This window comes from Labilibaculum sp. K2S, from assembly GCF_030372765.1.
In the GTDB taxonomy this organism is placed as follows: Bacteria; Bacteroidota; Bacteroidia; order Bacteroidales; family Marinifilaceae; genus Labilibaculum.
This window is the reverse complement of record NZ_JAUCMW010000013.1, coordinates 1-21,551: the sequence shown is the minus strand read 5'-3', so window position 1 is coordinate 21,551 and position 21,551 is coordinate 1. Positions and strand designations below refer to the sequence as shown.

Genomic DNA, 21,551 nt, shown 5'->3' with positions numbered 1-21,551 from the left:
ATCCCAAACATTTGAAAAGAACCTAATTGAGGATGTATACTTGTATCGAAAACAAAATATTTTTAATGACGATACAAATGAAAAAGACGATTTGCCTTATAGGATTTTTACTACTGAATTTATTTCTGCTGAATGCTCAAACAAAAATATCAGGTAAAGTAACAGATAAAAACAAACAAGCTTTACCTGGTGTGAATGTTTATATAAAAGGAACCGTTGAAGGAGCCTCAACAGATACTGAAGGTTTCTTCCAATTTGAAAGTACATCGAGTGGAGAACAAGTTTTAGTGGTGAGTTGCCTGGGATATCAAACTCATGAAAAGAAGGATCTAATTAGCAATTTAAAAGATCTGATTATTATCATGAAGCAAGAAGAACTTGATTTGGATGAGATTGTGGTTACTGCAAGCACATTTAGTATTGGGAAAAGCCGTACGGTGAAAAAAATGAATGCTTTGGATGTTGTTTTGACAGGAAGTTCGAATGGTGACATTTACGGAGCCTTGCAAACTCTTCCGGGAACTCAAAAAGTAGGTGAAGATGGTAAACTTTATGTTCGCGGAGGAGAAACCAGGGAAAGTCAGACTTTTATTGATGGAATGCATGTTTTGTTTCCATATACCTCAACAGCACAGAACACTCCTGTCCGATCGAGATTTTCTCCCTTCCTGTTCAAAGGCATCAACTTATCGTTAGGAGGATACGACTCTGAATACGGTCAGGCTTTGTCATCCATTTTGCCAATGGAAACAAAAGATGTAGCCTCGAGCACAAAAATTGGCGTAAATGCATCGCCATTGAGCCTTGGTGGTGGTGGTACTTATGCCTGGAAAAAAGCATCTGTTTCGGCCAATGTGAATTACACCAACAAGGGCCTTTACAGCAAAGTATTTCCAGATGACTATCAATGGAAAAAAGATTACAAATCGTTAGCCGGTGAAGTTCAGATTAGATCACAATTGGGACGAAATTCTGTTCATAAATTGTATTTAGGAATTGACAGAACAGCTTTTATTAGAACCATAACTGATGATCTAAATAATTCCCCAACCCGTAATTTTGACTTAGCCCGAAACAATTACTACATCAACTCCACTTTCGTAACCCGAACAAAGAATAATTATCACTTGTTTTTTGGCACAGCTTATTCTTATGCTTCAAACAACTATCAAAATGCAAATTTGGTTGGTGATTTATTTACAGATCACGAAAGTGAACTTCATGCGAAAGCCAAAATTGAAAAAAGCATCTCTAAATTTTATAAACTACGCGGAGGCTTAGAAGCATATTTTAAAAACCATAGTCAAACCTATGAAGACAACTCGTCGGCCATTTTGATGGATAATGATTTACACCGCAATTTGTTTGCAGGTTATATAGACAATCAGTTTAAATTGAAAAAATATTTATACGCAAATGCTTCTGCAAGAGTGGAGTATTCTGAACTACTAAATAGTTGGAATTTAGCTCCCCGACTTTCATTGAACTACATAAATAACGGTTTCCAAGCATCTGCAATTGTTGGGAAATACTTCCAGGAACAAGAAGATGATGTGATGTTCTCAAAAAATGACATTGGAAGACAAGAATCCTGCATGCATTATATTTTAAGCAGTTCGTACGAGCTCGATGGAACCGTTTTAAAAGTAGAATTGTACGAGAAAAAATACGAAGGATTGGGTTTGTTACAAAATGATGCCTATTCCTCATCGGGATATGGCAACAGCAAAGGAATTGATGCGTATTTATCCGGTGAAAGCAATCCGCTTAGAATAAAATATACTTTAGCTTACTCCTATAACGACTCAAAAAGATTGTTCAAAGATTACGCTGTTGAATCAGTTCCTTTATTTTCGACAAAACACAACGCCAGTTTATCATTGAGGTATTCAATCCCTGCTTTAAAAGCTTATGCCGGACTAACTTATTCCTATGCCAGTGGAAGACCTTACAACAACCCAAACAAAGCCGGTTTCATCAATTCGAAAGCTCCTGAATACCATAGTTTAGATTGTAACATGACCTTTCTTTTGAGTAAAAATGTAATTCTATACTCATCGGTCACCAATGTTTTAGGACGGAAAAATGTATATGGATATACTTATTCGAACACAGCAAATACAGAGGGAATTTACAACCGAAAACCAATAATAAACTCCAGAAAGCAATTCTATTACGTGGGCATTTTTATATCGCTAAAAAGCGATTCAGCCTATGATGTATCAAGCTTTTAACAATCATATCAATAAAAAATCAACAAAATAAATTCTAATAATTTAATACTTAAGAATATGAAAAAATTATGCGTAGTACTCGTTTTTATGGTAATGTTATTAAATCAGGCATTGTGCAAAAACCAAATTGCAACCAATGAAAATACAAAATCTGAGTTTTACCAAATTCTGGGAAGCAGTCTTTCCAAATTAAGTACGGCACAAAATGAAGCAGACATTCTCTCTGTTGTGAATGAAATAAAAAGATTGGAAACTATGTTTCCGGATGAATGGCTGACAACTTACTACATCGCCTTTCTTGATTTGAAGGTATCTTTCTCCTCACCAATCGAGAAACAAGAGGTGCTGCTAAAAGAGGCTTTGCTTAAAATTGAAAGATTGAAGCAAAACACATCGGCCAACTTATCGGAAGTTTATACTTTGGAAGGCTACTACTACCTGGGAATAATTGCTCAAAACCCGGCTCAAAACGGGCAAATTTATTACAAAGAAGTAATTTCGGCCTACAGCAAAGCAATTGCTTACAATGGAGAAAATCCAAGACCCGTTCTTTTATTGACTTTGTTTAAAAACAAAATGGCTCAATTTACGGGTGCCAATCAATCTTCTTTTTGCGAAGATTTAAAAAAAATAGAATTGATGTTTTCAGCCTTTACGCCAAAAACCAAATTGGATCCTAATTGGGGAGAACAACAATTGAAAACGGCTCAGCAAAATTGTCCAGGCCAAGAGTAATTTAAACTGATTCGTTCAAACTTAAAGATTGGATGATGGATTCATCATCCAAATCTCTAGTATATTATTTTTTGAAACTCTGGAACATACTTTCTCGAAACGGGTATTGTAGGCTCGTAATTTTTTAAGTGAATTTTATATCCGTTCGAATTTCCTTTTGCAGTCTTTATTTGGTTTAAATTGATTAAGAAAGAGCGATGGCATTGGAAAACAGCATCGTTTTGTACCCGATCGACCAGGTTTGTAAGCGTGTTACGAATACTTGTTGTTTTTACAAGTCCATCGACTAAGTAATAGATATGGACATGGTTTTTAATTGCTTCCAAAAACAGGAAATTATTTATCGCGACAGTAAAATCCGGCTCTGTTTTGTTTGTATTCTCAAAAGTGATCGGGCTGTTGTGCTCCATTGTTTCACCACTCCGTCCTTCTTGAATAATCTGACTCAAATTATTCTTAAGCGTTCTGTTGTACCGAATTAGAACCATTCCGGTAATTGGAAATATGCCAATCGCACTTGTTAGTAATAGTGTATACAGAAAAGACAAGGCATTTACCTGAAAACCATTAATAATCAATGATAAATAATACAGATTCGATAAGGAAATTAAAATCAGAAGGAAAAGGATATACCCTATTTCTCTAAGAACAGTCCACTTTTTACTGAAAATTCGATGAAGCTGTTTTTTGACAAAACTATTCATGAAAAGCAGACACAGAAAAGTGATCATGCCAAATCCCAACGAAGCTATTATTTTGTTATTTTCATAACTGTAAAACCCAAAAGGTTGAAAAATATACAGAATGGAACTTACTGCAATTCCAATAAGAAAAAGATGTTTTGTATCTAAAACAGAAAACGGATACTTTCTATTAATGATTTTAAGTTGCTTACAATTCATTATTTGCGCTCCATACGAATTTATTACCGGACATAAATATAAGAAAATTTCCAGTTTGTTTTTTGAGTCGAAATCAAAGCTTCCCAGCTTTCAGAACTTCACGGAAAGGTTAAAATGAGACGCAGATTATTTATGAAAGAGATGATAAACACAGATAATGAGAGACAAAAAAAGCTGTCCTAAGAGTAGAACAGCTTTTAAAAAATCTATTGGTCAGAATTATTCATCATTTCTAATTCATAACTCATAATTATTTAGTCTAGTTTTAGTACAGCAAGGAAAGCTTTTTGAGGCACTTCCACATTACCAATCTGTTTCATCTTTTTCTTTCCCTTCTTTTGTTTCTCCAAAAGCTTACGCTTACGCGTGATATCACCACCATAACATTTTGCAGTAACATCTTTACGAACAGCTTTTACCGTTTCGCGGGAAATAATTTTGGCTCCGATGGCTCCCTGAATGGCAATATCAAATTGCTGACGAGGAATTAATTCCTTCAATTTCTCACACATGCGCCGGCCAAACGACTGCGCATTATCAAAGTGAATTAAAGTAGACAAAGCATCTACTCCTTCTCCATTCAAAAGAATATCCAACTTCACCAATTTGGCTGGACGAACACCAATTAAGAAATAATCGAAAGAAGCATATCCTTTCGAAATACTTTTTAGTTTGTCATAAAAATCGAACACAATCTCTCCCAATGGCATTTCGTAGGTCAACTCTACTCTATCACTGGTTAAGTATTGCTGATTGGTCATTATTCCCCGTTTGCTCATGCAAAGATTCATAATAGACCCGGTATATTCCGACTTGGTAATAATTTGTGCTCGAATAAATGGCTCTTCGATAAAATCCAATGAATTGGGATCCGGCATATCCGACGGATTGTGCATTTCGAATTTATCGCCTTTTTTGGTGTGGGCAATGTACGAAACGTTGGGAACCGTAGTAATTACGTTCATATCGAATTCACGATCCAAACGCTCCTGAATAATTTCCATGTGCAACATGCCCAAAAATCCGCAACGAAAACCAAAACCAAGAGCCATTGATGATTCCGGCTCAAAAGTAAGAGAAGCATCATTCAACCTTAATTTTTCCATCGACGCACGCAAATCTTCGTAATCCTCTGAATCGATAGGATAAACCCCTGCAAAAACCATTGGCTTTACTTCCGCAAAACCATCGATTCCCTCTTTACATGGATTCTCTTTGTGCGTTATGGTATCTCCAACTTTTACTTCAGTTGAAGTTTTAATACCCGAAATAATATAACCAACATCACCTGTTTTAAGAGATGCTCTTGGTTCTTGTATTAATCTCAAAACACCAATCTCATCAGCCTGATATTCTTTTTTTGTATTTACAAATTTAACCGTGTCGCCTTTCTTTATTTCCCCGTTCATCACACGAATATAAGCAACAATTCCCCGAAACGAGTTGAATTCAGAATCGAAGATAAGAGCCTGCAAAGGGGCTTCAGGATCGCCGGTGGGTGCAGGAACACGTGAAACAATTGCCTCTAATATTTCAGGTACTCCCTCGCCGGTTTTTCCACTTGCCGAAAGAATATCATCCACATCGCAACCTAACAAATCCACAATCTGATCTTTTACATCTTCGGGATTTGCATTGGGTAAATCTATTTTATTTAAAACTGGTATGATCTCCAAGTCATTCTCAATGGCCAAATACAAATTGGAAATGGTTTGGGCCTGAATTCCCTGAGTTGCATCAACAATCAACAAGGCACCTTCGCAGGCAGCTATCGACCGTGAAACTTCATAAGAAAAATCAACATGACCAGGAGTGTCTATTAAATTCAATACGTACTTCTCACCATTTAACTCATAATCCATTTGTATGGCATGACTCTTAATGGTAATTCCACGTTCGCGTTCTAAATCCATATCATCCAATACCTGAGCTTGTTTCTCACGATCGGTAATGGTGTGGGTCACGTCCAGCAAGCGGTCGGCCAAGGTGCTTTTCCCATGGTCGATATGGGCTATGATACAAAAATTACGTATGTTCTTCATCTTATCAATAACGAATTAAGAATTAGTAATTACGAATTGTTAATTACAAATTACGAACGTTTTTTATCTATTCGTAGTTGGCAATTATTAAATTCCTAACTGAATCCGCAAAGATATTCAAATCCTTGGAATAATAAGAATTTGGTATTATGGATTGCAAATATATTCCCTGAAAAAAAATCGTCACTAATCGCAACAAAAAGAAATACTCTTAAACCATAAATGAAACCTGTATTATTATAACTCACTGCCCTTAATAAAATCATTGTGATAAAATTATATCTCATTAGAGATAAAAGAGAAGAGTAAAAAGTAATATTGCTACCTTTTTCATTTAATTGCACTAAGAATAAAAGGTATAAGCGGAATTAAATTATTTAGTGTATGGTATAGAATCGAATATAAAATACCATATCTCATTCTTATATATCCTAAAACTATCCCTGCATACAACTGTGGAAATATAAGAATCGGGAGCATCATATACATCCACAATTCTAGATCTCCATAGTTAAAATTCATTAAGTGAACCAAACCAAATAGTAAAACTATGAAATAATAAATCACAGGATAAAATTTAAAATATTTACGAAGCAATTTTACCCTTGAACTCTTCTTTTCCTTCAAAATAAATCCCGCCAAAGTCCCAGCAATAATCACTATTGTTCCAGTTATAAATGCAGCTTTAAAAAACACATAAACCGATCCCAAAATACTTAAACCAATAAAAAACCGTAAATTTCTATTGGTTGGCCTCAAAAGCAATCTAAACCATATTTCTTCCATGATCGGAGCCCACACAACAGCATGCAATACTAACATTAAATTGTGCTTAGGTACATTATGTTCTATATGTAACTGATCTTTTAAAAAATAAGCAATACTACTTAGGATCATTGTTACAACAGAAGATACAATGAATATTTTGAAGAAATGAAGCCAATTAATCTTCTCGCATTTAATATATCTTGGAAAAAGAAGATAATTTTTAAAGCTTATATTTTTCATGTTTAACCAAGAATAAAATGTAAATCTAATTTCTTACATCCAAACAATACTGATCAGTTAATAAGTTATTTTTGACAACTGAATTTCGCTCTCAAAACTCTATTTATTTTATAAAATATTTTTCAATACTTAACATTCCTATTCTATTACTCTTGAGATTTGCCCTATATTAATATAATATTTTGAAAAAATAGGCTTGCTAGCTTCACTGGAAAGCTATAAACAAACCTATATATTAATACCTACCTATTTAGTACCAATTTGACTCACTTAGTTCCCAAAGATCCCAACGTATCATTTGATACCAACTTAAACTTCCTCTTCCGCCATCTCCTCCAGAAGAGTAACCATCATAAGAAGTTCCAAAAGGTCTATCATTCATGCCACCTTCAATCTCCTTCAACTCTTTCTCATTCAAATTTTTCATTTTCACAAAATTTTAAATTATTAATAAATAAAGTTAATTTTGCGCAGGCTTTGCCTTAGTCCGATTAACAGCTTTGTATTTTTGCGAGTATTTCTGTTTTTCGGGCTTTTTTTTTACTCAGCCTACACATTTTGTATTTACATTGGCCAATATTGAAATACGATTATAAAGATAATCGCAAACAGTCCAATAAACTTGGACTGAACAATATTTTTTTAATTGAGAACTGGTATTTCCGGCATTTGTTTCTGCCACATCTCATAATATTTGCCTTTTTGCTGATACAATTCGCTATGAGCTCCTTCTTCAATCAGCTTTCCTTTCTCCAATACAATAATTTTATCGGATTGCAGAACAGTTCCCAGTCGGTGAGCAATCAAAATTATTGTTTTACCCTGTGCTTTTAAATTGCGAATACATGTCTGTACCTGCTCTTCGGAGATAGAATCGAGAGAAGAAGTGGCTTCATCCAATATCAGCACCTGAGGATCACGATACAAGGCACGTGCAATTGCCAAGCGTTGTTTTTGTCCTCCCGAAAGAGAAGCGCCATTCTCGCCCAACCAGGTTTGAAAACCATTGGGCAATTCTTCTATAAAATTAAGGATTCCTAATTGTTTACAGATATCCAGTATTCGTTCCATATCGGGTTGAAATTCCCCTACCGCAATGTTTTCGACCACATTACCAGCAAACAAATCTAAATTTTGAGGTACAATACCCACATAATTGCGCAAACTATCGTTCGAGGCATATTTTAAATTTACATTCTCGATGTAAATGTTTCCATCGTTTAAAGGATAAAGCTTTTGCAAGAGGGCTGCTATGGTTGTTTTTCCAGAACCACTTTCCCCAATTATCGCAGTAATTTTTCCCTGCGGAATTTGCATGCTAAACTTTTCAAACACGTCAACTCTTGTTCCATAACTAAACGAGACATCCTGAAAAAGAATATCTCCTATAGTTTCTTTTTTTAATTCAATCATGTTCTCCTCTTCTTCGCGCTCCAAATCCATAATCTCGAACAAACGATCGGCAGCAATTAATGCATTCTGTATCGATTTGTTCATTCCTATTAAACTTGCAACCGGTCCGGTAAAATAGCCAATTATGGCATAAAAGGACATCAACTCCCCTGGTGTAATAGTACGATCAATTACCAGATAGCCACCAAACCACAACAAAACAATCGTAAATATCCGGCTTAAAAATTCAGAGGAATTAGTTGAAAAAACAGAATTCAATCCCGATTTATAACCTGTTTGCAGCAAATTGATAAAACGGGTTTCCGTTTTAATATTGGCAAATTCTTCCAGACTTAACTGCTTAATGGTTTTTACCGAGTTTAACGATTCTACCAATTGAGTCTCCAAATCGGCCGCCCGTTCCATTACCTTTCTTTCCTGCTTTTTATTTAGCTTGTTGGTGATTAAATATACCAGAGAATACAAGGGAATAATAAGAGCCATTGCGAGTGCCAGTTTCCATGAATAGATAAACATCAATCCAAAGGAAAAAACCACAATAAAAATATTTACGATTAAACTAATGGCTGTGTCGTTAATAAACGAACGAATTTTTACAGCATCATTTATTCGGGAAATAATTTCCCCTATCCGCATGGTATCAAAAAATCGCTGAGGTAATTTCAACAGGTGTTTGTAATAACCTAAAATCAAGCGCGAATCAATCAACTGTCCGGTTTTTAAGACCATCACTGTTTTCGATGTTCCAATAAAAATTTGAAATATCACCAAAACAACCATGCCCACACTAAGCAGGTTAAGCAAGTTTGTATTTCCATCAACCAAAACAAAATCGGTTAGTTTTTGGATATAGATGGAAGTAGATAATCCTAAAACGGTGTAAATAACAGCTCCAAATAATGCTTGAAACAATGTACTTTTATGCGGTTTCAACAAAAAGAAGAAACGGGATATATTTGATACCTTTTCATTTTTTTGCACAAATTGCTCATTGGGAACCATCAATATCAATACACCAGTCCATTCCTTTTCAAATTCAGCAATGCTCTTTTTATGAATCTGTCCATCTCCGGGATCCATTATTTCAACATGCTTATCGCTTACTTTATAAATAACAACATAATGCTGCAATACCTCTTTTACTACAACATGAGCGATGGCTGGCAAAGGAATTTTAGGAAGACTATCCAATCCTCCCCGGACGCCTTTTGCCGTAAAACCCAATTTCTCAGCTGCTTTTATCAGGCCTAATGCATTGGTCCCCTTCTTATCGGTGCCTGCCAATTGCCTGATTCTGGAAATTGGTAGTTTTAATTTATAATGCGCCGAAATGGAAGCCAGACAAGCCGCCCCGCAATCGGTAATATCATGTTGTTTTATTTTAATACTCATTTGTTAGATTTGAGACGTGAGACGTCAGAATTGAGATTAATAAATCCCAACTAAGTTTAGAAAATTCTTAAGAGTCTTAGAAACTGTTTAAAAATTTATCCTTTAGCTTTTTATAAGCCAAAAACCTCATAATTGTGTTAAATTATCTTTAAATAGAACCACTATTCGCATCAAATTTGCCTTATTCTGAGTCTTTTTTCTTCGATAAAAATTTCTAAAAATAAATTTAAACAGCTTCTTATTTATGATTTTATGCGGGGATTCAGCCAGTCATCAACCTTATCATACAACAATTGGAATAATGTCCGTTCCGTAACCTGAAAGCGAGCCGTTAAACTCATGCCTTTCGTCAAATTGCCTTCGTAACCATTTTTCAATGTCAGGTGCTTCTGATCAATACTGCACCTTACTTTAAAATAAGCATTGTTTTCCATCTGAAAAATATCAGGAGATATTTCAAGCACCCTGCCGTTAGCAAGTCCCCACTGGTTGTAATTAAAAGCATCCATCTGAAAATTTACACTCATGTCTTTTCTAATGTATCCAATATCAGATGGAGACAAATAACATTCAACAATTAATCCACTTGCCGGTGATATTTGGCAAATGGTCTGCCCCGGAGCCAAAAAGTTGCCTGATTGAATTCCTGTAAAATGGGTAATGGATCCTGAAATGGGAGCCGTAATTACATAATTTTGTTTCTCCTTATTATTTTGAATTATGCTCGATTCCAAATCCATATTTTCTCTCACAAGTTCTCTGAGACTGGTTTGCCATTCCAAATTCTTCTGTTTTATATACAGATCTTTGTTTTGACGTGCTTGCTGCAATCCATATTGAATGTTTTCAAAATCAACTTTAGCAACCACCTCTTTTTCATACAAGCTTTTATTCAGGTCGAAATCCTTCTTCTTTTGCTTTATGTCTGCATCTAACTCTACAAGCTTTTGCTTGTACTCCTCCAATTCATTCTGATAAAGGAATGTTTGTAACCTCTTGGCACTGGAACTAATTAGCATTTCCAAATCTTGTCGATACTCATTATTTAAATCCAATCTACTACTTAATGATTTCAATTCATTGTCCAATTTTTGAACATTCAAAATCAAAAGTGTATCACCTTTTATTACTTGTCGGTTTTCATGCAGTCTATTTTCTGCAATTTGTCCGTATATAGCCGAAATCACATTGTTATTTTCATTTAAACTACGAATGGTTCCCCTGCCTTGCTGTGTTATCGGAACATTCACAACAGGTAACGCCAGACCACCAGCAATTAGTAAAACAATAACAAGCAAATAAATAATTTTAATATTGGTATTAAATTTTGCAAAATGAACTTCGGTAGTTTGTGATATAATCTCTTTAGGAAATATTTTCTTCATTCAATCTGATTTTCTTATTTGTAATCCAAGACAATTAAATTAACAATTGCCTCAGCATTTTTTCATTTCAATTCAAAATTAGCCCGAAACAGTCCAGTAAACTTGGACTCTTGCGAAAAACATCCCCCATTGACATTAACTAATTGCTTTTTTCTCTTAATCACCCTTAAAGGATTTTGTATTTCAGGTTCCATTTCTCCTGAATACTCATAAGAACCATTATCTCTATTGTAGCTTACTTCAATACCTAAATCCTTTAATTCCTCAATATGATTAAACAAATGACTTCGGGAAATACCTAATTCCTTCGCAAATTTATTTGCATTCCCAGTTCGTCCATCTTTAATCAAACCATCCATTCTCTTAAATCGTTCCACAACATCAATAACCTTACGCATAATATTTTCAATTTATTAGTCAGAATATTCCTAAGTAGTAGTAATAGTAGTATATGATTCACCATGCACTTCAATATATTAATTCCAGTATTGTTAAAAAGGTAACCCTAAAATATGTTAAAAATTACAATTGAATCAAGATTTCTTTTTATTTAACTAAACATCAAGCAATTAAAAATAAATTATTTTCCCGGTAGGGTAACTTTCTAATTTGTCGGTTCACAAGTAAGCGAGCTCATAAAACTTAAATGTAAAATCATAAAAAAATTAGAATCATGAAAAAGTTTTCTTTTTTACTATTAGTAGGTTTAGCAGTTGTATTTTTCTCTTGCGATAAGAGCGAAGATGTAATTGATGTATTGAACGAAGATCAGGTTGAATTGAACAACACTGTTAAAACAGTGGTTACTTCTGAAGAATTAACCGAAGATGTTATGGTATCGGTTGATTATGAAACTGATTTATTCTCATTTGCTGAAGCTTATTTTGACGAAGCCACAACTTCTACAAAATGTGCCGTTGCTGACCGTTACTGTCAATCCTTTCAACTTTGGAATCGATACAAAACCGATCAATTGCCTGATGTATCCATTGAATTTGGTGAAGAAAGTCGTTTTCCAATGACAATTACTATCAATTATGGCGATTCTACTGTTCTTAACAACGGTCGTGTTATTAGTGGTACCATTGTTATTGTGCTAACAGCAGCTCCTTGTACAGATGGTGCCGTTCGTGAAATTACTCTCGACTTAGTGATTGATGGTATTGCTGTTGATGGATGGAAACGAATTGAGTATACCGGAGAACAAGGCGTATCCAAAAAGTTTGCATGCACAAGCGAATTAACATTCACCTTCCCTGATGAAACAACTTTATTCCGCTCATCAGAAAGAACCAGAGAATGGGTTTCCGGTTTGGATACAAAATGGGATGTCAGCGATGATAAGATTGAAATTAGAGGTTCTGTTACCTGCGTAGATTCGGAGCAAAATGAATATTCAAAAACAATTGATGCAGAAAATCCATTGGTAAGAATTGGAACCTGCCGCGTAATTGTAAGTGGATTGGTCATCTTTACTCAGAATCAAGTTGAATTTGCAAGACTTGATTATGGTTACGGAGAATGTGATAACATTGCAGCTTACACATACGTTAATGATGCTGGTGAAACAGTAACAGAAGAAATTGAAATTGGAGTACACCTAAGACTTAGGGACAAATAATATATTTGAATCAACCAAACTGAAACTGGTGCAGAGTATTGCTTTGGTCCTCTGCACCAAATTCACCGAAAAAGTTTATTTTTACTCTAAACCAATCCCCAAATCTTGACACAGGAAGAATTTAAACTCTTATTTGACAACCATTTCGATTCAATCCGGAACTATATTTACTATCGTTCCCGGGATGAAGAACTGGCCACTGATATTGCGCAGGATAGTTTTATGAAATTGTGGGAGAAGAATTTAGATTTCGATGAGAAACCTTTACGATCTTTACTCTACAAAATTGCAGGCGATCTTTTTATCAGTAAATACAGAAGAGAAAAAGTAGCCCAAAAATACTTGGTGAAATTAGAACCTGCTGTTGACAATCACTCACCTGAAGATCAACTGGCGTATAAAGAACTAACAACAAAATATGAAACGGCACTGGAAGAACTCTCGGAAAAACAACGAACTGTTTTTTTAATGAGCAGAATGGAAGGCTTAAAATACCAGGAAATTGCCGATCGATTAGAACTAAGCGTAAAAGCTGTTGAAAAAAGAATGTCATACGCACTTTCATTTTTAAGAAATGCTTTAGGAAGATAAATGAAAAACGACAACCAACATAACGAACTCAAGCCGGATATGGATTTTCTAAATTCACTTCCGAAAATCGAAGTCACTTATTCAAAATCCAAAGAGGATGTCTGGAAAGAGCTTTCGAAGAAAACCTCTGCTCCCGCCTCTGTAACAAAGATAATAAGGGTGCAATGGATAAAATATGCAGCCGCAGCTTGTATTCTAATTCTGTTAGGATTCACAGGTTTCATAAATCTTTACACTAAAACAATTCATTGTCCAAAGGGGGAACATTTAAGTGTTAACTTACCCGATCAGTCAATAGTCGATTTAAATGCAAACTCAAGCATATCCTACAAACCATACTGGTGGAGATTTTCGAGAAAAGTAAAATTTGAAGGCGAAGCATTCTTTACAATTACAAAAGGAAGTAAATTCGAAATTGCCTCGAACTATGGCAAGACCTATATTTTGGGAACCAGCTTTAATATTTATGCCAGAGGGAGTCAATACAAGGTTACCTGTTATACCGGTAAAGTTAAAGTCGTTTCCAATCTTACATCAGACAAAATTCTTTTGCTGCCAAACGATTATGCCTTTGTTACCCAGAATGGTAAAATAGAGCTTCAAAAATGTAAAAACACTGAGGATAAGATATCATGGCGCAACAATTTGTTTCTATTCACTAAAACACCTTTACCGCTTGTTTTTGAAGAAATTGAACTGCAATACAATATTAATATCGTAGAAAAGGGTAAATTTGATTTAATTTATACCGGGAAGTTTGGCAAAGAAAAATCTGTAGAAATGGTATTACATACCGTATGCATGCCTCTTGGATTAAAATTTGTAAAAGGACCCAACAACAATTACATCATAACCTCTAATGCCCAATAAGTGAGACGAATCATCATCTTTCTACTATTAGGATTGGTTTTTTCAAATATTTCTGCTCAAAAAATTACAGTTAAAGCCAATAAAAAAGCTTTGAGCGAAGTATTGATTGATCTAAGGGATCAATATGATTTTCAACTTTCTTTTAATAATGATTTACTTTCCAACTATATCATAAGTATAGACAAATCTTTTTCTTCGAAAGATAAAACAATAGACTTTCTGCTGCGAAAACTTCCTCTTAATTATCAAAAATCCAATGAGGTATACTTAATTTTTCCGCAAGAAAGAATTACTCAATATCGAATTTTCGGCCAAATACTGGATAGGGAAAGCTTGGAGCCTCTTCCTTTCTCTCATCTAACCATTAACGATTCGCCCATGGCTACCGATGAGCAGGGAAACTTTTCGTTTACTTCGGAAACAGATAGTACCTTTCGAATTTTAGCTTCCTATTTGGGATACTTCATACACGACACCCTTGTGAATCAAGGAGCAAACCAAAATATTCTGCTAAGTGCTGCCAGCACCGATCTACCAGAAATAACAGTTACGGATAAAATTGTTCAGACATTTATTAAAATGGGTAATCAGGCCGGAAACTTAAAACTAAACCATAAAATAGCAGGATTTCTTCCCACCAACAACGACAATTCTGTTTTTGAATTGCTTCGCTTGCAACCGGGAATTCTAGCCGCCGGCGAACAAAAAAACGACCTGATTATTTGGGGGTCATACGAAGGTGAAAGTCAGGTATTATTCGATAACATTACTCTTTGGGGACTAAAAAATGTTTATGAAGATATTGGCGCGGTTAATCCTTTGGTTGTAAAAAATATTGAAGTTTTAAAAGGTGGTTTTGATGCCCGCTACGGCGATCGGGTTGGTGGAATTGTGCACATTACCGGCAAAAACGGCAGTCGTCTTAAGCCTACTCTAAATCTGACTTTAAATAATATCACGGCAAGTGGATCCTACGAACAGCCTATTGGTAAACGATCCTCTATGCTATTGGCCTTCCGGCAAACTTATTACAACCTTTTTAAAGATGAGCAGATCAAGTATGCTTCATCAAACATTGGCAACCTAGGACACGGCCTTGGGCAGGGAAGTGATGTTTCCCCTTTCGGTGATTTGGATGTAGCTCCGGATTATAAATTTCATGATATCAACTTTAAATTCACAAGCAATTGGGAGAACGGAGATAATTTATCACTAAGCCTGATGACAGGAGAAGATAGATATTCATACGATATTACAACAGAATCGTATACAAATGCAAAAAAACACAAATTCGAAGGCAATAATCAATTTGGTGGTTCTATTAACTATGGGAAAGTTTGGAGAAATGGAAATACCAGTTCGCTATCCGTTTCCCGGTCTGAGTTAGATACCAAAACCAGCGATGTGGTGTCTATAACCAGAATTCGTACCAACGAAGAGTTCTTCAGAAGAGATGACAAATCCAAAAACAGCATTTTAGAATACAGGGCAACACTTAAAAATTCATTTGTTTTTGCTGAAGATCAAAATTTCGAGACCGGAATTAATTACATCAACAATGAAGTTAATTTAAAGGAAGACTCTCTCGACATCAATATCCTGCACATAAAATCCAAAGCAGACCGAATTGGCTGCTATTTTCAAAACAATCTGAATATTAGCAGCGGTGTTTCCATTAAAGCCGGATTCCTGGCCAATTATCCAATCAATCTGAAAAAAGTATATTGGGAGCCACGAATTTCTCTTAGTCTAAAACTCTCCGAGAGGGTTGGGATCAATGGTGCCTGGGGCTTGTACAAACAATTCATTACAAAAAGTTCTGTCGTAAGTGAAACTGGAGATTTCCGTTACATCTGGGTAGGCGCCAATGAAAAAGACATTCCCGTATTGGAATCAGTTCATCATGTTGCCGGAGGATCTTATAACTACAATGGATTTACATTTAGCGTTGAGGGGTATTATAAAAAAACAGACGGACATACCCGATATTACAAATACCGACAAGAAGGCAATATATCTTTGGGTAAAAGCAAAAGTTACGGGTTGGATATTTTTGCAAAAAAGGATCTGGGCGATCATGCCATATGGATCTCTTACACCTTAAGCAAAACGCTCGAAAATTTCGATTATTTTAATACCAACGAATATCGCAGAGCACTGCACGATCAGCGTCATGAATTAAAAACAGCAGGTTTACTGGCTTTGAAACCGTTTTATATTTCAGCAAATTATATTTACGGTTCTGGTTTCCCGATCTATTCGAGCCGAAACAAAATAGTAGCTGAACCAGATTACACAAGACTTGATGCAGCTCTTATTTACAAGTTTTATCCTAAAAAAACAAAATGCGAAGTTGGAGTATTATTCCATAATATTCTAGACCGCAACAACATCACCTACGAATCTTACGAAAAAATTCCATTGGATCAGATCAATTCGATCAGTATCTATACAGAAACAGTACCTACTTCAATACGTTTGTATTTTAAAATCACAATTTAATAGTGATTGATTACTCAAAACATTCCATAAAAAAACCGGCGAAGAAAAATCTTGCCGGTTATCACAACTAAATATTAAAACATAATCAAAAAGATGGTCTAAATAATAACAAGAAGAATCTAAGAGATCCGATTAAGCATGGAATGTTTCTCAAAAAAGTATAATCACACCTAACTTACTTTTAAACTACTAATTCTAACGGATTGGATCATTCGTAAATATTTTTACTAACAAGCCAAAAAGAAATCGTTCATTTCCTCACAGAACCATCACAACTTAGTATTCTTCATGTTTGGTTAATAGTTAGATCATTAATAACACAAGGGGGATAGTGTTACCAACTCTCTAAAAAATTGCAATTGAATTAACAACTACAAATGGTTTTTAAAGTACGCTGTCACCAGAAATTTCCTCAAAACTACTCTTTAAAGCAGCCATTCGTTTCTGATGGATTGGAGCTTTCGTTGTATTTGCAACAACAGAATTTAATTTGCCTGACAGTTCATTTCTAAATGCTTCCAATTCTTCAACTGAGACCACTTCTTTAATGGATTCCACCAATCTGGTCAAATTCATTACGCCGGCAAATTTATTAACAATCACATTCCCAATTTCAATAGCCTGATTTCGACTAAGATCTTTGTTAATTTGATCGACTCCAATACATTCAAGAGCTTGATTTAATCCGATAACTGTTTCTAGTTTCTCGGATTTTGTTAATTTTGATAACAGATTTGTTGTATTCATGTTCCGTTTCAAGATTATTTAATTGAATCATTCTCTTGATTTGATGATTCAAATGTAGCTCATGAATTGAGATTACGAAAATCGTTTTTTAATACAAACTACGAAGTTCAAGCAAAATGAAAATTGAAAATTACACTGTTTACCAAACAGTTAACTCACACATCTTTTACAATGCCTAAACAACAAATAGACCCTCTGTTTCAATTAATTAAATCGATTTCGAAATCGGAGAAACGAAATTTCAAGTTGTATGCCAATAGAATTAGCAGTGAAAAGGAGACGAAATTCTTACAACTTTTCGATGTTTTGGATAAAATGGATGACTACAATGAGACCATCATTTTAAAAAAAGCAAAAGAAATAAAGCAATCTCAGCTTCCGAATCTCAAAGCACACTTATACAAACAACTTCTTACCAGCCTGCGATTAACGCAAATTAATCATGATATCAGCATCAGTATCCGTGAACAGATTGATCACGCAAAAGTTTTATACAACAAAGGCTTATATCAGCAAAGTTTAAGAATACTTGATAAAACGAAAGCCCTGGCCCGAAAAAACAAGAAGAATATTTTGGTATTTGAAATTGTTCAATTCGAAAAGTTATTAGAATCGCAATACGTTACTAAAAGTATTGAAAACAGAGCCGAAGAAATTACCCGGGAAGCAACCGAAATCAGTAAAATTATGGATGGAGTTGTATTCTTCTCGAACATGTCGATTCGACTTTATGGTTTATATCTTAAAGTTGGATATGTCCGAAACGAGAAAGATTTATTGATGGTGAAAGAATTTTTTAACACCAACTTACATCCCTATGATATTCAATCCTTAAGTTTCTTTGAGAAATTGTATTTGTTCCAATCCTACGTTTGGTATTATTTAATTGTTCAGGATTTTTTAATGTGCTATAAATATGCACAAAAGTGGGTTGATCTTTTTCAAACAAATCCAGAGATGATTCACATTCATACCGATTTGTATCTGAAAGGACTGAACAATGTTTTGGCAGCTCTCTTTTACACAAATCATGTAACTACATTTAAAAAGAACCTGCGCTTATTAAGAAAATTGGAGAATGAAGAACAATTCCAACACAATTCAAATTTAAATATACTTTTAAATATGTTCCTGTATATGCACCGTATAAACAGGCATTTTATGGATGGGACTTTTAATAAAGGAATACACCTAATTCCAAAAATTGAACATTTTCTTGAAGAGAATAAATTTGGAATGGACAATCACCGCGCGTTGGTTTTCTACTATAAAATTGCGTGTTTGTATTTCGGCAATGGTCAATACAAAGAAGCGATTAAATATTTGAATCGAATTTCCGATGTAAGAGATACCACGCTTCGCGGCGATATTCATTGCTTTGGCAGAATATTAAATCTAATTAGCCACTACGAGTTGGAAAATACAGAACTCTTGGAATACCAAATACGATCGACCTATCGTTTTCTGGCAAAAATGGAAGATTTACAGGAAGTTCAAAAATACATCCTTCGTTTCCTAAGAAAACTTAGCTCAATCAGTCCTGATCAATTGAAGGATGAATTGAAAAAATCAAGAATTGATTTGCAAAAATGGGTTAATGATCCTTTCGAGAAAAGAGCATTTTTATATCTGGATATTATTTCGTGGCTGGATTCAAAAATTGAAAATCGGCCGGTACAGGAAATAATTATGGAAAAAATTGAAAAAAATAAGCGATAGTAGATAAGGGGATCGTTCGATCCCCTTTTTTTTATTTTTGATAAGCAGACAAATCCTTTTCAAAAAAATCAGCCGGATTTACAAGTTTCCCATCCTTTTTAAGCTCAAAATGCAAATGTGGACCCGTTGTCAAGCCTGAAGTTCCAATCGTTCCAACAAGATCTCCTTTCGACACTTTTTGTCCTTCTTTCACTGAGTAAGAATCCATCTGAGAGTACAAACTGGAAAAACCATTCTGATGATCGATAATTACAAAACGACCGTATCCTTTCCCTTGTACAAATTGATTGTTCACCTTGCTAACAATTCCATCAGAAACAGAAAGTACAGGAGTTCCTTTAGGAGCAGCAACATCCATTCCGTTGTGAAATGTTTTCTTTTTAGTAATTGGATGGATTCTTTCTCCGTAACCCGAAGAAATAAAAATTTTTTCTCCCTGTTTCAAAGGAAAACTCAATTGTTCTACAGGGTAGAATTTATCGAAATTGCCTTCTAAAAACTGTGGTGCTGATTCCGAAAAACTAAAACTCAACAAACTGATTAAAAGTACCGGAATAACCAGAATAATTTTAAGATGTGCTAATTGAGATGTATTTATTTTTTTAATCATTTTAATTCTTTTTAAAGTTAAGGATGAATTAAAAGAACTGGTCAAAGCAAACATCATCTGGCTTTCCACATTGCGTAAAAGGGATTTTTGATAATTTACTTTGTCAATTCCTTCATATAAACATTCCCTATCGGCCAAGTATTCATGTATTTCGATCAATGATCGATTTACTAAATAGATGAAAGGATTAAACCATAAAACCGTTTTCACTAACTCAATGAATAATAAATCAAGAGAATGATACTGTCGGGCATGTATGGATTCGTGCAAAAGAACATGTTCTTGTTCCGATTCAGGAAGTAATTGTGGGTTCAAAAAGACATATCCAAAGAAAGAATACGGCGAAGAATTTTCGTTTACGGATACTATTTTTAAACCATTACAAATTCTTATTTCATTGGCTTGTATTAATTTAACGAGATGAAATACATGTCTTACAATTCGGAAAAGTGATAGTAATACTCCTATAAAATACAAAATCAAAAGGAGCGAAATCATTGAAAAAGAAGATACTTTCGAATCAATATCAGTAAATGGAATAAACTCCGTTTGAAATGATTGTTCAAATTCTCCTGTAAATTGATTAAGCATGGAAAAACTTTCAGCTCCCCACGAAAAACTTAACAGTGGGATAATCAATGACAGTAAAGTAATAAGCAACAAATACCATCTATTTCTGGCAACAAAGGTGTCCCCGGCCAAAAGCAATTTATACGCAAGATAAAATCCAGCCAAACAAATGCCGGACTCCAATAGATAGATTCCAAGCTCAAACATTATCCTTCTTATTATTGATTTGCTCTTCAATTAAAGCTCTCATTTCCTCCAATTCCGAAAGTGATAGATCTTGTTCGCGAGCAAAAAAGGAAGTAAATCCTCCAACTGAATCATTAAAGAAACTCTTCATAACTCCTTTCATAAACTCTCGAGTATAAGCATTTTTTGATATTAATGGATAGTACTGATTTACTTTCCCAAAAGTTGTAAAACCGATTATCTCCTTTTTTACCAAAACCCTTACTACTGTTGATATGGTAGTATATGCAGGTCTGGGATGTGGAAATTCTTCAATAATATCTTTTAGGAAAGCTTTTTCAAGCTTCCATAAATATTGCATAATTTGTTCTTCCGCCTTTGTTAATTCTTTCATGGCGCTAATGTATGACTATTTTTATAGTCGTGCAACTATTTAAATAGTCATATTGGAAAAATTTACAATTTGGAATACGTGTATCCCATCATGAAACTGTCATATACACAAAGCATTCTGTTTAGTATACACTTAATATCAAGTCATGAAAAATCTGATAATAGTTTATATATCAATCCTTTTAAGTGGATGTGCGAGTTCGTATGTATCTTTTCAAAACATAGAAAAACCAAAGGAAGAATATCAAAAAATATTTGTAATTACTGTTTTTAATGAAATAAATATTAAAACATTAAATGAAGAAACCTACAATGAATATTTCCGGGATAACATTAATGATTTGAAATCGATGGATCGCAGAAGACTTATGGAGAATGCGCTTAAAAATGAAATATCCAATCCAAGAACACTAATCATTTCATCAAAAGACGAATTCAAGGTAAACATTGATATTAATTACAATGATTTTATATCAACTGTATACAAATATGATACTGAAGCCATTCTTCTTATAAATGAAACAGCTTACTATTATGAGGTAAGCGAAAGAATAAGTACGTGTGGAGAGATTAGAATGTGTATTTCGGTGTATATGTGCCACCCATTTCGGTGATGTTGTGCCACTAAAAA

Annotated in this window: 18 protein-coding genes; 8 read left to right on the top strand and 10 right to left on the bottom strand. The window is 34.6% G+C overall.

The window, feature by feature from the left end; all coding sequences use genetic code 11:
• Window positions 1–77 precede the first annotated feature (77 nt).
• Window positions 78–2,234: a TonB-dependent receptor gene (locus QUH73_RS14135; protein ID WP_289531086.1), complete on the top strand. Its 2,157-nt coding sequence runs from the start codon at window positions 78–80 to the stop codon at window positions 2,232–2,234.
• Between the two features lie 57 nt (window positions 2,235–2,291).
• On the top strand, window positions 2,292–2,969 hold the full coding sequence (locus QUH73_RS14130) for a hypothetical protein (RefSeq protein WP_289531085.1): 678 nt from the start codon (window positions 2,292–2,294) through the stop codon (window positions 2,967–2,969).
• A gap of 56 nt (window positions 2,970–3,025) precedes the next feature.
• Here QUH73_RS14130 and QUH73_RS14125 read toward each other — a convergent pair whose 3' ends face one another.
• The 7 genes from QUH73_RS14125 to QUH73_RS14095 form a co-directional block, all read right to left on the bottom strand.
• Complete coding sequence (locus QUH73_RS14125; protein ID WP_289531084.1) at window positions 3,026–3,871, bottom strand: LytR/AlgR family response regulator transcription factor; 846 nt, start codon at window positions 3,869–3,871, stop codon at window positions 3,026–3,028.
• A gap of 254 nt (window positions 3,872–4,125) precedes the next feature.
• Window positions 4,126–5,913, bottom strand: coding sequence for a translation elongation factor 4 (lepA, locus tag QUH73_RS14120; protein ID WP_289531083.1), 1,788 nt, complete (start codon window positions 5,911–5,913; stop codon window positions 4,126–4,128).
• Between the two features lie 330 nt (window positions 5,914–6,243).
• Window positions 6,244–6,921, bottom strand: coding sequence for a CPBP family glutamic-type intramembrane protease (locus QUH73_RS14115; protein WP_289531082.1), 678 nt, complete (start codon window positions 6,919–6,921; stop codon window positions 6,244–6,246).
• A 250-nt stretch (window positions 6,922–7,171) separates the two neighbouring features.
• Entirely contained in the window at window positions 7,172–7,348 is a 177-nt protein-coding gene (locus tag QUH73_RS14110) for a bacteriocin (RefSeq protein WP_289531081.1), read from the bottom strand.
• A gap of 215 nt (window positions 7,349–7,563) precedes the next feature.
• A complete protein-coding gene (locus tag QUH73_RS14105; RefSeq protein ID WP_289531080.1) occupies window positions 7,564–9,726 on the bottom strand; it encodes a peptidase domain-containing ABC transporter in 2,163 nt (720 codons plus the stop codon).
• 242 nt (window positions 9,727–9,968) lie between these two features.
• Entirely contained in the window at window positions 9,969–11,111 is a 1,143-nt protein-coding gene (locus tag QUH73_RS14100; protein ID WP_289531079.1) for an HlyD family secretion protein, read from the bottom strand.
• Window positions 11,112–11,173: 62 nt separating this feature from the next.
• On the bottom strand, window positions 11,174–11,509 hold the full coding sequence (locus QUH73_RS14095; RefSeq protein ID WP_289531078.1) for a hypothetical protein: 336 nt from the start codon (window positions 11,507–11,509) through the stop codon (window positions 11,174–11,176).
• Between the two features lie 275 nt (window positions 11,510–11,784).
• On the opposite strand from QUH73_RS14095, the gene QUH73_RS14090 reads away from it, so the two are divergent.
• From QUH73_RS14090 to QUH73_RS14075, 4 genes are all read left to right on the top strand, one after another.
• Window positions 11,785–12,732 (top strand): hypothetical protein, encoded by a 948-nt coding sequence (locus QUH73_RS14090; protein ID WP_289531077.1) that lies wholly within the window; start codon window positions 11,785–11,787, stop codon window positions 12,730–12,732.
• A 105-nt stretch (window positions 12,733–12,837) separates the two neighbouring features.
• A complete protein-coding gene (locus QUH73_RS14085) occupies window positions 12,838–13,323 on the top strand; it encodes an RNA polymerase sigma factor (protein ID WP_289531076.1) in 486 nt (161 codons plus the stop codon).
• Complete coding sequence (locus QUH73_RS14080; RefSeq protein WP_289531075.1) at window positions 13,324–14,193, top strand: FecR family protein; 870 nt, start codon at window positions 13,324–13,326, stop codon at window positions 14,191–14,193.
• On the top strand, window positions 14,194–16,695 hold the full coding sequence (locus tag QUH73_RS14075; RefSeq protein WP_289531074.1) for a TonB-dependent receptor: 2,502 nt from the start codon (window positions 14,194–14,196) through the stop codon (window positions 16,693–16,695).
• Window positions 16,696–17,079: 384 nt separating this feature from the next.
• Here the strand turns inward: QUH73_RS14075 and QUH73_RS14070 are convergent, their stop codons facing one another.
• Complete coding sequence (locus tag QUH73_RS14070) at window positions 17,080–17,442, bottom strand: hypothetical protein (RefSeq protein WP_289531073.1); 363 nt, start codon at window positions 17,440–17,442, stop codon at window positions 17,080–17,082.
• A gap of 171 nt (window positions 17,443–17,613) precedes the next feature.
• On the opposite strand from QUH73_RS14070, the gene QUH73_RS14065 reads away from it, so the two are divergent.
• Window positions 17,614–19,161: a hypothetical protein gene (locus QUH73_RS14065; RefSeq protein ID WP_289531072.1), complete on the top strand. Its 1,548-nt coding sequence runs from the start codon at window positions 17,614–17,616 to the stop codon at window positions 19,159–19,161.
• Window positions 19,162–19,192: 31 nt separating this feature from the next.
• Here the strand turns inward: QUH73_RS14065 and QUH73_RS14060 are convergent, their stop codons facing one another.
• A complete protein-coding gene (locus tag QUH73_RS14060; protein ID WP_289531071.1) occupies window positions 19,193–20,548 on the bottom strand; it encodes a M23/M56 family metallopeptidase in 1,356 nt (451 codons plus the stop codon).
• Window positions 20,541–20,921 carry a BlaI/MecI/CopY family transcriptional regulator gene (locus QUH73_RS14055; protein WP_289531070.1) on the bottom strand — a complete coding sequence of 127 codons (381 nt, stop codon included), beginning with the start codon at window positions 20,919–20,921 and terminating at the stop codon, window positions 20,541–20,543. The genes QUH73_RS14060 and QUH73_RS14055 overlap by 8 nt, the downstream gene beginning before the upstream one ends.
• Window positions 20,922–21,066: 145 nt before the next feature.
• Here QUH73_RS14055 and QUH73_RS14050 point away from each other — a divergent pair, with 145 nt between their 5' ends.
• Window positions 21,067–21,534 (top strand): hypothetical protein, encoded by a 468-nt coding sequence (locus tag QUH73_RS14050; RefSeq protein ID WP_289531069.1) that lies wholly within the window; start codon window positions 21,067–21,069, stop codon window positions 21,532–21,534.
• Window positions 21,535–21,551 lie beyond the last annotated feature (17 nt).